The sequence below is a fragment of the Ruegeria sp. ABD4_443 genome, from assembly GCF_056160865.1.
In genome coordinates this window covers 37,685-52,147 of sequence record NZ_JBSWYA010000013.1, presented here as the reverse complement: position 1 = coordinate 52,147, position 14,463 = coordinate 37,685, and the positions used below count along the sequence as shown (strand labels likewise).

15 protein-coding genes and 1 tRNA gene are annotated in these 14,463 nt (G+C 61.6%); 5 read left to right on the top strand and 11 right to left on the bottom strand.

What is annotated here, in order from left to right; all coding sequences use genetic code 11:
- Positions 1–6: 6 nt before the first annotated feature.
- A complete protein-coding gene (locus tag ACXAG8_RS17670; RefSeq protein WP_475230164.1) occupies positions 7–162 on the bottom strand; it encodes a hypothetical protein in 156 nt (51 codons plus the stop codon).
- 83 nt (positions 163–245) lie between these two features.
- Here ACXAG8_RS17670 and ACXAG8_RS17665 point away from each other — a divergent pair.
- Positions 246–320 (top strand) — tRNA-Thr (locus ACXAG8_RS17665).
- A gap of 327 nt (positions 321–647) precedes the next feature.
- On the opposite strand, the gene ACXAG8_RS17660 is transcribed toward ACXAG8_RS17665, so the two are convergent.
- The 7 genes from ACXAG8_RS17660 to ACXAG8_RS17630 form a co-directional block, all read right to left on the bottom strand.
- Positions 648–893: a MoaD/ThiS family protein gene (locus ACXAG8_RS17660; protein ID WP_475230160.1), complete on the bottom strand. Its 246-nt coding sequence runs from the start codon at positions 891–893 to the stop codon at positions 648–650.
- Positions 886–3,141, bottom strand: a complete 2,256-nt coding sequence (locus tag ACXAG8_RS17655) for a xanthine dehydrogenase family protein molybdopterin-binding subunit (protein WP_475230157.1) — start codon at positions 3,139–3,141, stop codon at positions 886–888. The genes ACXAG8_RS17660 and ACXAG8_RS17655 overlap by 8 nt, the downstream gene beginning before the upstream one ends.
- On the bottom strand, positions 3,141–3,620 hold the full coding sequence (locus ACXAG8_RS17650) for a (2Fe-2S)-binding protein (protein ID WP_475230154.1): 480 nt from the start codon (positions 3,618–3,620) through the stop codon (positions 3,141–3,143). Before ACXAG8_RS17650 ends, ACXAG8_RS17655 begins: the two co-directional genes overlap by 1 nt.
- Positions 3,617–4,483, bottom strand: a complete 867-nt coding sequence (locus ACXAG8_RS17645) for an FAD binding domain-containing protein (protein WP_475230151.1) — start codon at positions 4,481–4,483, stop codon at positions 3,617–3,619. The genes ACXAG8_RS17650 and ACXAG8_RS17645 overlap by 4 nt, the downstream gene beginning before the upstream one ends.
- A 144-nt stretch (positions 4,484–4,627) precedes the next feature.
- Positions 4,628–5,899 (bottom strand): NAD(P)/FAD-dependent oxidoreductase, encoded by a 1,272-nt coding sequence (locus tag ACXAG8_RS17640; RefSeq protein ID WP_475230148.1) that lies wholly within the window; start codon positions 5,897–5,899, stop codon positions 4,628–4,630.
- A gap of 39 nt (positions 5,900–5,938) precedes the next feature.
- Entirely contained in the window at positions 5,939–6,973 is a 1,035-nt protein-coding gene (locus ACXAG8_RS17635) for an ACP S-malonyltransferase (RefSeq protein WP_475230144.1), read from the bottom strand.
- The gene (locus tag ACXAG8_RS17630; protein ID WP_475230137.1) at positions 6,970–9,159 is read right to left on the bottom strand and encodes a thiamine pyrophosphate-dependent enzyme; all 2,190 of its coding nucleotides are present in this window, start codon (positions 9,157–9,159) and stop codon (positions 6,970–6,972) included. Before ACXAG8_RS17630 ends, ACXAG8_RS17635 begins: the two co-directional genes overlap by 4 nt.
- A 188-nt stretch (positions 9,160–9,347) precedes the next feature.
- Between ACXAG8_RS17630 and ACXAG8_RS17625 the strand changes: the two genes are divergently transcribed.
- Positions 9,348–10,247, top strand: coding sequence for a LysR substrate-binding domain-containing protein (locus tag ACXAG8_RS17625; RefSeq protein ID WP_475230134.1), 900 nt, complete (start codon positions 9,348–9,350; stop codon positions 10,245–10,247).
- Between the two features lie 12 nt (positions 10,248–10,259).
- Here the strand turns inward: ACXAG8_RS17625 and ACXAG8_RS17620 are convergent, their stop codons facing one another.
- The gene (locus ACXAG8_RS17620) at positions 10,260–11,417 is read right to left on the bottom strand and encodes an acyl-CoA dehydrogenase family protein (RefSeq protein WP_475230131.1); all 1,158 of its coding nucleotides are present in this window, start codon (positions 11,415–11,417) and stop codon (positions 10,260–10,262) included.
- 140 nt (positions 11,418–11,557) lie between these two features.
- Positions 11,558–12,121 carry a TetR/AcrR family transcriptional regulator gene (locus ACXAG8_RS17615; protein ID WP_475230128.1) on the bottom strand — a complete coding sequence of 188 codons (564 nt, stop codon included), beginning with the start codon at positions 12,119–12,121 and terminating at the stop codon, positions 11,558–11,560.
- A 301-nt stretch (positions 12,122–12,422) separates the two neighbouring features.
- Here ACXAG8_RS17615 and ACXAG8_RS17610 point away from each other — a divergent pair, with 301 nt between their 5' ends.
- The 3 genes from ACXAG8_RS17610 to ACXAG8_RS17600 are packed head-to-tail and all read left to right on the top strand — an operon-like array spanning position 12,423 to position 13,726.
- Positions 12,423–12,887: a nuclear transport factor 2 family protein gene (locus ACXAG8_RS17610; RefSeq protein ID WP_475230125.1), complete on the top strand. Its 465-nt coding sequence runs from the start codon at positions 12,423–12,425 to the stop codon at positions 12,885–12,887.
- A 13-nt stretch (positions 12,888–12,900) separates the two neighbouring features.
- On the top strand, positions 12,901–13,521 hold the full coding sequence (locus ACXAG8_RS17605) for a pyridoxamine 5'-phosphate oxidase family protein (protein WP_475230119.1): 621 nt from the start codon (positions 12,901–12,903) through the stop codon (positions 13,519–13,521).
- Positions 13,522–13,564: 43 nt separating this feature from the next.
- Positions 13,565–13,726 carry a hypothetical protein gene (locus tag ACXAG8_RS17600; RefSeq protein ID WP_475230116.1) on the top strand — a complete coding sequence of 54 codons (162 nt, stop codon included), beginning with the start codon at positions 13,565–13,567 and terminating at the stop codon, positions 13,724–13,726.
- Positions 13,727–13,754: 28 nt separating this feature from the next.
- On the opposite strand, the gene ACXAG8_RS17595 is transcribed toward ACXAG8_RS17600, so the two are convergent.
- Positions 13,755–14,417, bottom strand: coding sequence for a TetR/AcrR family transcriptional regulator (locus ACXAG8_RS17595; RefSeq protein WP_475230112.1), 663 nt, complete (start codon positions 14,415–14,417; stop codon positions 13,755–13,757).
- Between the last annotated feature and the right edge of the window lie 46 nt (positions 14,418–14,463).

Genomic DNA, 14,463 nt, shown 5'->3' with positions numbered 1-14,463 from the left:
CTGCTCTTATTCCTTGTCCTGCCCTGATCCGCCACCCTGCGGCGCGCGTGCCTTTGCCTGTGCCTTACGCCGCGCAAGGTTGGCTTTCAATGCCGCCTTCAAACGATCCTCGCGCGTGCTTCCCGACTTTGCGGGGCTTTTCGGTGTTTTTTTGTCCGCCATGATCTTTCTGTACAGGACCCGAAAAAAACCGTCCAGACACCCTTGCGCCGCCTTTCGTTTGAGTCTAATCACCCGCCCACAGCGCTGCTGTAGCTCAGAGGTAGAGCACTCCCTTGGTAAGGGAGAGGTCGAGAGTTCAATTCTCTCCAGCAGCACCATGATTTCCTGACAGTTTCAAGCGCCTGACCTCGCCCGCCGGATTGGGTGGATTCAACCGGGATTCACATGATTTCCCACGCGAAGAGACATGGCAACAACATGTTGTATCGTAAAGGTTTCGTCCAACAAGTGTCATGATCTTGTAATACTTGCGCCCAGATTGCGGGCCATTACAGGGCAACCCTGCCGTTTTGTTTGGTGGTTCTTTTTTAACGAGGGGGTACATCGGCAGGATCAGGGGTGAGAGCGCATCCGCCTGTCGAGATCGGCGGTTTGCTGCTCTCCCCCGCCTGTTCCGGTCTTTGCAACCCGCGTCCGGGCAAAGGTTACCCCCCGCGCAGGCGCTGCATCAGATATACTTCGCTGCCGGGGGCGATAGGCTCGGACAATCCGCTGGCAATAATTCGTCCGTCCACCGCGATCGAAACGCCTGCGTCTATGGGGCCCTGCAATTGTGGATGCGCGCGAACCAGTTCGCGCAACACCTCTCCGGTCGTCTTGGCCTCAACCATGACCACGTCGCAACCTCCGGCCAAAGACCGGAGGCTGGACCAAAGATGCACCTCAACCATTGTCCTTGAGCGCGGCCAGAATGCGCGGCGGGGACATCGGCAGTTGCTTCATCCGCACGCCCGCCGCGTTGGACACCGCATTTGCAATGGCGGCCAAAGGCGGCACGATGCCGGTTTCCCCAACGCCGCGCACACCAAACGGGTGGCCGGGGTTGGGCACTTCGACAATCACCGTGTCGATCATCGGCAGGTCGCTGGCCACCGGGATGCGGTAATCAAGGAAGATCGAGTTTTGCAGGCGGCCGTCGTCGCCATAGATATATTCCTCGTTCAGTGCCCAGCCGATGCCTTGCGCCGCGCCGCCCTGAAACTGGCCTTCGACATAGGTCGGGTGGATCGCCTTGCCCGCATCCTGAATGACCGTGTAGCGGGTGATGCTGGTCTTGCCGGTTTCCGGATCAACCTCGGCATCGACGATATGGGTGCCAAAGGACACGCCCGCGCCTTCGGGTGTTGCCTCGAAATGGCCCGAGATCGGTCCGCCGGTCCGCCCCATATCGGCGGTGATATCCGCCAGCGGGAGCGGGTCGAAATCGCCCGCATTGGGTCCCGAAGGCACCGCGCAGCCGTCTTGCCATTTCACAGCGTCCACCGGGATGCCCCACTTGGCCGCCGCGCGTTCACACAGTTTTTCGACCGCATGGTGTGCCGCCTTGATCGTGGCCAGACCGCTGGCATAGGTCACGCGGCTGCCGTGGCTGACATCATTATATCCCAGCGAGGCCGTATCCGCGATGGTGACGCGGATGTTCTCATAGGGAATGCCCAGAACCTCGGCCGCCATCAGTGCCATCGACGCGCGTGAACCGCCGATATCGGGCGTTCCGACCATGACCTGCGCCGAGCCATCCTCGGACAGGGCCAGCGACACGGAAGTCTCGCCGCCATGGTTGAACCAGAAGCCGCAGGAAATCCCTCGCCCCTGCCCCGGCTTCAGCGGGGCCGAGTAATGCGGATGCGCCTTGGCGGCCTCTAGCGTTTCGACCAGGCCGATCCGTTCGTAGCGCGGGCCATAGCTGGCCTTGGTGCCCTCATGCGCCGCGTTTTTCAGGCGCACATCCACCGGGTCAAGGTCCAGTTGGTTGCACAGCTCATCCAGTACGGATTCAACGGCAAAAGCCCCCATTGGCGCGCCCGGCGCGCGATAGGCGGCCTGTTTCGGGCGGTTGGACATCACGTCATACCCCACCTGCCGCACATTGGTCAGGTCGTAAGGCGCAAAGGCGCACATGGCGGTCATGTCGCCGGGTGCGCCGGGAAAGGCGCCGCCCTGAAGGCGAAAGATGCCTTGGGCGGCGGTAATCGTGCCGTCCTTTTTCATGCCGATCTTGACGTCCATCGAGGCCGAAGCGGTCGGCCCGGTGGCGCGGAACACCTCGGACCGCGACATCACGATCTTGACCGGGCGGTTGGCCTTGCGGCTCAGCGCCAGTGCGACGGGTTCGATGAAGACGGTGGTCTTGCCGCCGAACCCGCCCCCGATTTCCGAGGCGGTGACGCGCAGCTGCGAGGTCTCGATGCCCAGCAGCGCGGCGCAGGTTTTCTGAACGATCCAGTGGCCTTGGGTACAGCACCACAGCTCACCCTTGCCATCGCTGCCCAGCGCGCCCAGACAGGCATGCGGTTCGATATACCCCTGGTGGGTCGCCTCGGTGACAAAGCTGTCTTCGATGACCAGATCGGCCTCGGCGAACCCGGCCTCGACATCGCCATGACCGCTTTCGTGATAGCGCACCACGTTGGGATGCATGCCTTGCGGAACCGAATAGTCCGCCGCGCCTTGGCGGATCACCGGCGCGTCGGGGGCCATGGCCTTGTCGACATCGGTGACATGGGGCAGGACCTCGTATTCGACCTCGATCAGCTTCAGCGCATCGCGCGCCGCCAAGGCCGATGTGGCCGCCACAGCCGCCACCGCATGCCCGTCATACAGCGCCTTGTCGCCCGCCATGACGTTTTCCAGCACATTCCAATATTCGCCCTCAAGTCCGGGCTTGAACGGGACATCGGCGAAATCGGCACGGGTGACGATGGCTTTGACGTCCTTGTGCGCCTCGGCCTTTGAGGTGTCTATTCTGACAATCCGTGCGTGTGCATGGGGCGAGCGTAGGATGGCGCCGTGCAGCATGCCGGGGGCCGACATGTCCGCGCCGAACTTTGCCCGGCCGGTGACCTTGTCCAGCCCGTCGGGGCGGTCAGGGCGGGTGCCCACAAAGGTGAATTCGGATTTACGATCGTCCAAAGCCATTATGACGCCTCCCGCAGTTCAGCCGCCGTATCCATCACGGCGCGAATGATCTTGTCGTAACCGGTACAGCGGCACAGGTTGCCCGCCAGCCAATACCGGGTTTCTTCCTCGGTCGGGTTGGGGTTCTTTTCCAGCAGCGACTTGGCCGCCACCAGAATACCCGGAGTGCAGATGCCGCATTGCAGGGCGGCATATTCGATCATCTTCTTTTGCAGCGGGTGCAGGACGTCGCCATCGGCGATGCCTTCGACGGTTTCAATCTGCTTACCCTCGGCCTCGGCCCCCAGCATCAGGCAAGAACACACCAGACGGCCATCGACGGTGACCGAACAGGCGCCGCAATCACCGGTGCCGCAGCCTTCTTTGGCGCCGGTCAGGTTCAGCTTGTCGCGCAGGCAATCCAGCAGGGTTTCGCGCGGGTCGCACAGGTATTCGACCGCGTCGCCGTTCACGGTGGTGGAAACGTGGAGCTTGCTCATAGGTCTTCTCCCTTTGCGCGGGCATAGGCGATTTTCACGGCGCGCTTGGCCAGAACGCCCGCGACCTCGGTGCGGAACGCGATGGTGCCGCGCTTGTCGTCGATCGGGTTGCAGGCGGCAGAGGCCGCAGCGGCCAGTGCGCCCAGCGCGGCATCGTCCAGCGTGCTGCCGATGATAGCTTTCGCGCAGTCTTCGACCAGCAGGACGGTCGGTGCAACGGCACCCAAGGAGACTCGGGCCTCGGTGATCGTATCACCATCAAGGCGCAGGTTCACGCCGACGCCGACCACGGCGATGTCCATTTCGGTCCGAGGAATAAAGCGCAGATAGGCGTCGCCACCGTTGTCACCGCGCGCAGGGATATTGACGGCCGAGACCACTTCGCCCTTGGCCAGCGAGGTTTTGCCGGGGCCGGTGGGGATGTCCTCGACCGCGACTTCGCGGGTGCCATCCTGGCCGGTGACGGTCATGGTCACGCCTGCCGCCACCATCGCCGGCACGGAATCAGCCGCCGGAGAGCCATTGCACAGGTTGCCGGTCAGCGTTGCGCGCCCCTGAACCTGGGTCGAGCCGATCAGGTCCATCGCCTCGACCAGGCCGGGCCAGTCGCGGCCCAGTTCGGGATGTTCGCTCATCTCGGCGCCTGTCACGGCCACACCCAGGGTCCAGCTGCCATCAGCATTGCAGGTGATCTTGCCAACACCGTCGATCTTTTTGATGTCGATCAGCGTATCGGGCGTAACCAAATCCGAGCGGAGCTGCACCAGAACATCGGTGCCGCCGGCCAGAAACCGCGTGATGCCCGTTGCCTTTGCAGCCAAGGCCGATGCTTCGGCAAAGCTTGTCGGACTGTGAAATTCCATGAATATACCTCGCGCCTATGGGACAGGTGTCACTGGGTTTGCGGGGACGTTAGTGCAGCAACTGCAGGACGTCCATGGCGGGAACGACCAAAACGTCAGGACAGCAATGTCGTTTTCCGACTCCCGGCACTTGCCCCGATTTTCTCAGAATCTGGCCTTCAGCAAGTGGGTTGCAACCGCGCCGCTTTCAAAAAAGGCACGGCGCATACCGGGCAGGCGTTCATCATGGGTGCCAACCATACGAACCGGAAGAACCGAAGGATCGCCGCTCAGCAGGCTTTCGGCCACCAACCCGCCAAATACCGTTCCCGGGCCAATGCCGCGCCCGGAATAGCCGTGAATTGACAGCGCCCGCGGGCCGATCGAGACAATCTTGGGCAGGTGGTCAGATGTCATGGATATTCGGCCATGCCAGCCTGTGACAAGGGGTTCGCCCGCAAGCGCCGGAAACAGGGCGGCCATTTTGCGGCGGACCCAACCTGAATGTACGGAACGCCCGATATGGCCCAGATCGCCCATGCCGCCGATGATAAACCGCCCCTCGCGATCCATGCGGAAGGACGTCATGATCAACCCTGTATCCCAGCATCCTTCGCCACCGGGCAGGATGTCCTTGCGCAATGCCTCGGGCAGCGGCGCTGTTGCAAACTGGAAATAGTAGACCGGGACATAGGACGGGGCCGTGCCCTGCAGACCCTGATGATAGGCGTTGGTTGCCTGAATAACCGCTTTGGCCCGCACCTCGCCACGGGACGTTTTCAACACCCACGCGTGGCCATCATGGGCCATTGAGGTAACGGGGCTGCGCTGAAAAACCCGCGCGCCTGCACCGGCCGCGGCGCGCGCAAGTCCGCGAACATAGGCCAGGGGCTGAATAGTTCCCGCGCGCGGATCGAACAGCGCGCCGTGAAAGGCGGCGCTGCCTGTTCGCTGCTGAACCTGCTGTGCGGACAACAGCTCTACCGGCGCGCCCGAGGAGACATGTTGCGTATGGCGGGTGCGGATATCGCGGTAACCGGATGGAGAATGTGCACAATGCAACGTCCCGTTCCTGACCGGCTCGCAGGCGATGCCATGCGCGTCGATCAGCTGGAAAACGTCGGATGGCGCTTGTGCCAGCAGGGTGATCAGCCGGTTTCCGGCCTCGTGACCCAGATGCGCACGGATATCGTCCTGCGGCACCCACAGCCCTGCATTGACCAGCCCCACATTGCGCCCCGAGCCGCCGTGACCGATGTCATGCGCTTCCAGCAACACGGTCGATGCCCCGGCCCGCGCCGCCGTCAACGCGGCCGAACACCCGGTATAGCCGCCCCCGACTATGGCCAGATCAGCCGTCACGGTATCGGACAGATCGGTACATTCCAGATGTTCGCGGCAGGTGTTTTGCCAAAGGGGCAGTTCGGGATCGCTCACTCAAGACCTCGTGCGGTTTTGCGGATCATCCGCTTGGGTTCACCCGGTTGCAAGGGGCCTTTGATCCGCGCGCCCCATCGAGACCAGCAAGGGCCTGTCCTGCTGCCGCGAAAGGAACCCCGGCTTGTCAACCAGACCCTGCCAGCCCGCCAGAACCAGCGATTGCGCAACCGCCCCGCCAAGCGTCGCGCCCGGCCCGGTCACGATGAACATATCGGGGGCGAATTCCCGCGCTGCGGTCTGAACGGCGCGGGTAAAATCATAGGTCTCGGTCACTTGGTGACCCAGCGTATAGTCCCACAGTTTCGCCGGGTCCGTGGCTCCGGGCCACCAGATCTTGCCGCGCCCGTCGATCAACGGCTTGCCCGGTTGCCCGAACAAATGCGCGCCCAATTGCGCCCGGCCCTGTTCTGCGACCGGGGCCTGAAGGCGGGTGTGAAACGCGGCGTGATTTGGCAGGCGCAGGGGAAACCGGTCCTGAACGACGGGGTACGCGGCCTCGAACGCGGCAAGCCCCTGGTCGTTCCCTGCCAGCACCAGCATTCCACCCAGATCAATGGACAGCGACAGGTCGTGCCCTTGGGTTGCCGCGATCTCGTCCACGGCAGACAGCAAGCCCGCCTTGCGGACCGGATCGTCAGCCCAATCTTCCCCGACAAAGGGATAGACGAGCTGACCGCCGATCAGGTTTTCCTGCATCAGCGTGCCCATCGTGTTGACGACCCTGAATCCGTTTTCCGCCGTCAGCGCCCCGGCCACCGCAAGCGCGCTGTACCAGCCCATCGAATTGCCGGTGACGGCCACAACCTCGATATCCTCGGCCAGCGCCTGCGCATCGGCCAGCGATGCGGCATAGATCAGGGGCGAGGCGACGTCGCCGCGTGAATATTGCGCGACCGAGAACCGCTGGGCCCCGTCCAGCGCGGTGATTGCGCTTTGCCCATTTTCAGTCCGAAGGGTATCAAACCGCCCAAACAGTTCCATCCGCCCCGCGTGATGGCGGTGCAAGTAGCCCAGCTCGGGCTTGTTGTACGTTCCCCGTCCGGGGCAGATCACGACGGCGGTTCGGGTCATTCCAAAACTCCGGTCAATTTGAGCGCGGCGGCAACGATACCTTCCTTCGACGGCAACGGCGCGGCATAGGCGGGGCCGGTTGCGATAAAGCAATCTTCGGCCACGACACGAGCGGTCGGCAGGGTGGTGTTTTCGGCAAAAAGGGTCATCACCCCTTCGGACTGGCTGCCGGTGCGGCGGCATTCATCCACGATCAGAACGTGTTTGCAGCCCTTGGTGGCCTCAAGCAATGCCTGTTCCGGCAACGGCGCCAGCCATCGCATGTCGATGATGCGGGTGTTCACGCCTGCTGCCTGTAAATCAGGCAACGCCTGTTGCGACAGGTAATGCCCGTTACCATAGGTGACGATAGCCAGATCCTGGCCCGTGCCATGCACACCGACCTCGCCCAGCGCGATCCTTTGGCCGGGCGCGGGATAACGTGTCATCCATGCCGCGTCCTGCGCGGTGTGGAGGTCCCGCATCGGATACAGCGCGATGGGTTCGACAAACACCACGACGCGCTGTTCTTCGCGCGCCAGCCGCACGCATTCGCGCAGCATCTGCGCCGCATCCGCGCCAGTTGAGGGGCACGCGATAACAAGCCCGGGAATATCGCGCAGCACCGCCAGCGAGTTGTCATTGTGAAAGTGACCACCGAACCCCTTTTGATACCCCAGCCCGGCAATGCGCAGCACCATCGGGTTGGTGAACTGGCCGTTCGAAAAGAACGGCAGGGTCGCCGCCTCGCCCCGGATCTGGTCTTCGGCATTGTGCAGATAGGCAAGGAACTGGATTTCGGGGATCGGAACAAAGCCGTTATGCCCCATGCCGATTGCAAGCCCCAGGATGGATTGTTCATCCAGCAGCGTGTCGATGACCCGGTCCGCACCGAAACGCTGCTGCAGTTTCTGGGTCACGCCATACACGCCGCCCTTGCGGCCGACATCCTCGCCCATGCAGACGATTTCGCGATGTTCCAGCATCAGGTCGCTTAGCGCCCAATTTATCAGGCGGCTCATCGGCTGCGGTTCATCCATCGCCCGCATATCGCCACCAAACAACGCAGCGCGCGCGTCGGCGTCGGGGCCATTGGTGGGTTTGCAGATGCGTTTGGGCGGGATCAGGCTTGCCCGGACATCATCCGCGGTTCGCAGATGGGGACGGGTCGCGGCCTCGGCGGCGACACGATCGGTGCGGGCGCAGGTTTCGCGGTAAATCGCCAATGCCTGATCGGGCGAAAGCGCCCCCGCCTGATCCAACAGGCGCACCGAATGCAAAAGCGGATCGTTTGCCTCATCTGCCTCAACCTCGGATTTCGGCAGGTACGTGGTCGGGACGTCCGCCCCGGCATGACCGTACAGGCGCACGGTTTTCAGGTGCACGAACGCGGGCTTGCGACGGGTCCGAACATAATCGGCCGCCGCTTTTGCAACGGCATGGGTTTCATAGATATCCAACCCATTGGCCTGAAAATATCGCACACCCGGCCGGTGTTCCATGGACGCCTGTATCCACCCTTTCGGCGTCTTGACCGAAATCCCGATACCGTTGTCTTCGCACACAAGCAGCAGCGGCAGCGGAATTGACTGAACGCTGGTCCAGCCTGCCGTGTTGATCGCCCCCTGAGCGGTCGAGTGGTTGGCCGATGCGTCCCCGAACGAACACATGGCGATACCGTCCTGGGGCAATTGCCGGTGTTCCGGGGCGTGGCGCCGGGCCGCGCCCAGCGCATAGGCCGCGCCCACTGCCTTGGGCAGGTGGCTGGCGATGGTCGAGGTCTGCGGCGGGATCATCAGCGCCTTGGAGCCAAGCACCTTGTGCCGCCCGCCCGAGGTCGGGTCCTGCGAGGAACACGCAAAACTGAGCAGCATGTCCCAGGCGATCTGCTGGCCTGGAACCTGTTCCGCGCGGGCAATCTGAAAAGCGGCGTCACGATAGTGCAGAAAGGCAATGTCTGTTGGCCGCAATGCCTGCGCGACGGCCGCCATGCCTTCGTGCCCCGACGACCCGATTGTATAAAACCCCTGCCCCGCCTTCTGCATCGCACGGCTGGTGCGATCCAGCGCCCGGCTGAGGACCTGCGCGCGAAACAGCAAGACGGCCTCGGGCGCCGTCAGCCCCGGACAGGGTGGCGCACCGTGGGGAAAATCGCCAGCCGCCACGCGGGTCAGGAAATTCTGGTGAACGATCTCGGCGCGATCCATAGGCATTTCCTTCTGTCTGGCCCCGGGCGCAGCAGCTTTATCCGCACCTGTGGATTTGTCCCGTGCCCAAGGGCGAATTTCAAGACTGTAAAGGCACGCCGGCCGCCCACCGGGTTTGCATCACTGATGGCTCTGGCGGGCAGGAAATACCAGTGCTATTGCATTAAAAAGGTATGAGGATATGTCATATGATTGCACCGCGCCGGTTTCTGCCCTCGATCTCGTCCCTTCTGGCGCTGGAAGCCGTTGACCGGCTTGGCAGCGCATCCGCCGCGGCAGAGGAATTATCTCTGACGCAAAGCGCCATCAGCAGACAGCTGAAAACAATGGAGACGCAACTGGGTGTCGATCTCATTGAGCGCAGCCAGATGCGCCTGCACCTGACGCCCGCCGCCAAAGACTATGCGCAAACCGCAAGGGTTGCGGTTCAGGACCTGGCGCAGGCAGCCCTGAAGCTTACCGCGAACCCGGCCGGTGGATCATTGAACCTGTCGATCCTGCCCGCCTTCGGAATGCATTGGCTGGCACCCCGGCTGCGCGACTTTGCGCGCCAGCACCCCGAGGTGACTATGAACCTTGGCACAAGGCTAAAGCCCTTTGACTTTGCAGCCGAGCAGTTTGACGCGGCCATCCATTTCGGGCGCCGAGACTGGGCGGGCGTGCATTATTTGCCGCTGATGCGCGAAGAGGTGCTGCCCGTATGCGCGCCCGAGTTCGCTCCGGACGGATTTGCAGAACTTACCGATATCCAGGCCGCGCCGCTGCTGCACCTGGACACACGGCCAGATGGCTGGGAACGCTGGTTCGCGGCACAAGGCGCGCCCGTGGCGGGGCTGCGCGGAATGCTGTTCGACCAGTTTTCGACCATGATCCAGGCGACCATTCATGGCCTGGGCATCGCCCTGCTGCCCGCCTATTTGGTGACTGACGACCTGGGGTCCGGGCGCCTGGTCACGGCTTGGGACGGCCCGCGTGTCAGCCTGGGGGACTATTATCTGGTCTGGCCATCAGACCGCGCCGCCACCGGGCCGTTGCGGTCATTCCGGGATTGGCTGGAAGGCCAATTGCCCGGGGACGCCACGGGTTAGCACGCCCATCGATCAGACATCCAGCGACCGCGCGATGAGTTCCTTCATCACTTCGTTGGTTCCGCCATAGATCATCTGCACCCGCGCATCTGCATATAGACGGGCAATGGGGTATTCCATCATGAACCCATAACCGCCGAACAGTTGCAGACATTCATGCATGACCTCGTTCTGCGCCTCGGAGCCCCAGTATTTCACCATCGAGGCCGTCGGCGCATCCAACGCCCCCGCTTCGAGCTTGCCGATACAGTCATTGACAAAGCTGCGCAGTACCTCGGCCTTGGTCTTGCATTCGGCCAGCTTGAAACGGGTATTCTGAAAATCCATGACGCGCTGACCGAAGGCCTTGCGCTCTTGCACATATTTCACCGTCTCGGCGATGGCGAAATCAATTGCGCCCAGCGCCATGATGCCGATGGTCAGACGCTCCCACGGCAGTTGTTTCATCAACTGATAGAAACCCTGCCCCTCCTCTGACCCGATCAGGTTGGTCATCGGAACCTTGACGTCTTCGAAGAACAGCTCGGCGGTGTCGTTGCCCTTCATCCCCAGCTTTTTGAGGTTGCGGCCCCGGCGGAACCCTTCGGCCCCGTCGGTTTCAACGGCAATCAGCGAAACGCCCTTGGCACCTTGTGACTTGTCGGTCTTGGCCACCACGATCACCAGGTCCGCCGTCTGCCCGTTCGTAATGAATATCTTCGAGCCGTTGATCCGGTATGAATTCCCGTCTTTCTCGGCCGTGGTGCGCACGGATTGCAGGTCGGACCCGGTGCCGGGCTCGGTCATTGCAATCGCACCGATCATCTCGCCGGATGCAAGCTTGGGCAGCCAGTTGGTCTTTTGATCCTCGCTGCCATAGGCGGTGATGTAATGAGTCACGATCGACTGGATGCCATAGCCCCAGCCCGCGTCCCCCCGCGATGCCTGCTCATAGATCGTGACAGCGTCAAAGCCCATCCCGCCGCCCACACCGCCATAATCTTCGCCGATTGCGCCAGCCATCAACCCGGTCTCGCCCGCCTTGTGCCAGAAACCCCGGTCGACCACGCCGTTCTCGACCCAGGTTTCGATATTGGGCACCAGTTCATCATCCATGAAACGCCCGGCCATTTCGGCAAACATCCGGTGTTCATCCGTGACCCAGGCGGCGGTACTGGAAAAAAGCGACATTACGAGATCTCCGATATGCGTTTGTCACACGCTACCGCCCGGCGGGCACTGTTCCAATCCGCCTGACGCCGCGTCCCGGCGCATGCTACGCAACGTTCATTGCCCTATCGGCGGGCCCAGGCGCGGTTTTCGCGGGATGGTCAGGACAAGGCGGCGTCGATCAACACCCGGGCCGCCTGTTTGGCATCCGTCGCAGGATCGCAACTGTTCAACAAGACCGCCGTGACAATCGCGCCTTCCTTGAGCAGCAACAACTGGCACCCAAGCTTTTGCGGATCACTGGCACCCGCCTTGCGGGCCAGGTCGGTGTAGTACTCCAGAAGCAGCCGTTTGTGTTCACCAGCCTGAACATGAATCGGGTGATCAATGTCCTGAAACTCGGCCCCTGCCTTGATGAACATGCATCCACGATAGCTGTCTTCTTCGAACCACTCGGCCAAGGCATCGAAACTGGCAAGCATCTGGTCGGCCGGTTCAGTCGCCAACTCATTGATCCGACGAATGAACCAATTGCGGAAATTCTCGTCCCGCAGGCGCAGAACCGCCAGGATCAGATCCTCTTTGGTACGGAAATGCTTGTACATCGAGGTTTTGGAAACGCCGGTCTCGACCACGAGCTTGTCCATTCCCGTGGCATGGAACCCGTCACGGTAAAAGACCTGCAACGCTTTCCTGACCAGCTCGTCCCGCTTGTTTGGGCGCATGATTCGGCCCTCCTGTGTACTGATCTGTACATAATATTGGAATGACAGGAACGCAACACCGTCCCGCAACATTCTATTTTTAAATACTTTTCCAAAATACCTCCGCTCTGCCAAAGAAAAATTCGAAAAAATCCCTTGCAAAAGGTTACCGATCTGTACACTTTCAATTCAAGAGTTACCGATCTGTACACCGAAGGAATTGACCAATGCGACGCCGTTCCAGCCCATTTTCCGCCCAGTACGTTCCGTTTCTGCTTGCCCTGGCCCTTGTCGCCGCCTCTCTTGCCTGAAGGTCAACACCATGACACGCCCCCCTCTGCCGCCCTTTTCCACTGAAAGCGCGGCCCAAAAGGTCCGCCTGGCGGAAAACGCCTGGAACAGCCGCGACGCCGATATCGTCACCCCGGCCTACACCGATGACAGCCGATGGAGAAACCGTTCGGAATTCCTGACTGGTCACTCTGAAATCCATGCGTTTCTGACACGCAAGTGGCGGGCCGAGCATGAATACCGCCTGATCAAAGAGCTATGGGCCCATTCCGGAAACCGGATCGCAGTGCGTTATGTTTATGAATGGCATGATGATGCGGGCCAGTGGATGCGGTCGCATGGAAACGAAAACTGGGTCTTTGCAGCTGACGGGCGGATGTCCGCGCGGCATGCCTCAATCAACGATGTACCGATCACCGCCGATCAGCGGTTGTTTCACTGGCCCTTAGGCCCACGGCCTGACGATCATCCCGCGCTTTCTGAACTTGGCCTTTGAACAAGGAACCGACATGCCCCGCGCTTTTTCTGAACTGACCTTCACCCCTGCGGTCCGCGCCCATCAGGAACGGATGGGATCCGCGGCCAGCTATGGCAAATTTCTCGAAGCGGGCCCGCGATCAGGCCATCAGATAAAAGAGGCCGAACGCGCCTTTATCGAGGCGCGCGACGGGTTTTACCAAGCGACCGTTTCCGAAGCCGGATGGCCCTATGTTCAGTTCCGCGGCGGGCCCGTCGGGTTTCTGAAAGTGCTGGGACCGCAGACAATCGGCTATGCCGACTTTTCCGGCAACAAGCAGTATATTTCCCGCGGAAACCTGGACGGAAACGACCGCATCGCGATGATCCTGATGGATTACGCCAACAAGCGACGCCTCAAGATCCTGGGCCGGGTTTCGTTTGCAGAAGGCGCAGATGCCGCGGCGGATCTTTACCCCGACGGCGCCGAAGCAAAGGCCGAACGGGCGGTCACGATCCATGTCGACGCCCTGGACTGGAATTGCCCCCGACACATAACGCCCCGTTTCACCGAAGCCGAACTGCGCCCGCATTTGACTGCGCTGGGACAGGAATTGGCAACCCTGAAGGCCGAGAACGAGGCCTTGAAGCAAAAGCTGGCGAAGCTGGCCTGAAACACGCCAGAACGCCCCGCCCCGGAAAAAGGACACTGTCTCGATGATGCGCTCTGCCCTGAATGTCGCCACCTATTTCATTGCGGGTTCGGCCTTGTGCCTGGCCGTGATCATATTCGGTTTCTTCGTGTCACCCGAGGCGGTCAGAACTTCACCGGATTTCAAGCTGAACATGCTGCTGCTTGACCAGATGCCGCGCCATTAGGCGCAAGTCGCTGGCGGCCCGGTGCCCGTCACCCTTGAGGCGGTGAAATCATTGCCTCGATCCCCGCCGCGCAAAAGGCGATCAGGCTGTCGATTTGCGCCAGGTCCCCGCCTTTGGACAGGGCTTCGACGCGCCAGGCACTGTTCAGATGCGCCAGCATGGCCGACACGGAATAGACCTGGCCGCTGGCCAGCAGGGCCGGGTCCGTACCGGGGTACAGCTTGGCAATTTCCGCGATAAAACGTTGCGCCGTGGGATCAAAATACTCGGCCGCGATATCCCGCCACCTCGGATCGACCGAGACATGGGCAACCAGGCGACCGTATGCCATCCACCCGTCGCCCCCTGAAAGGGCAAGCGTCACGTAGGGGCGGATAAAGCAATCCAGGATATCCCGCAGGTTCAACGGACCGCTGGCCTGTAACGCCTCAAGCGTTTCCACCCTGATCCGGGCCAGTTCGCCTGCGCGCCGCGCCACGGTCTGGTAAAACAGCTCTTCCTTGCCGCCACCGTGATGATGCACCAGCCCCACCTGCACCCCGGCCCTGGCCGCAATATCGCGGATCGAAGCGCCTTCGAATCCCCGCTCGGCAAACAGGCATTCCGCCGCATCCAGGATCTTGGCCTTGGTCTGCAATGACCGCTGAGAAGGCGCTCTTTGCCTTAGTTTTTCGATGTTTTTTTGAGTCATGATTTTCATCTTGCCTTATTTTGTACGTTCGTTCAAGTTAAGCCCG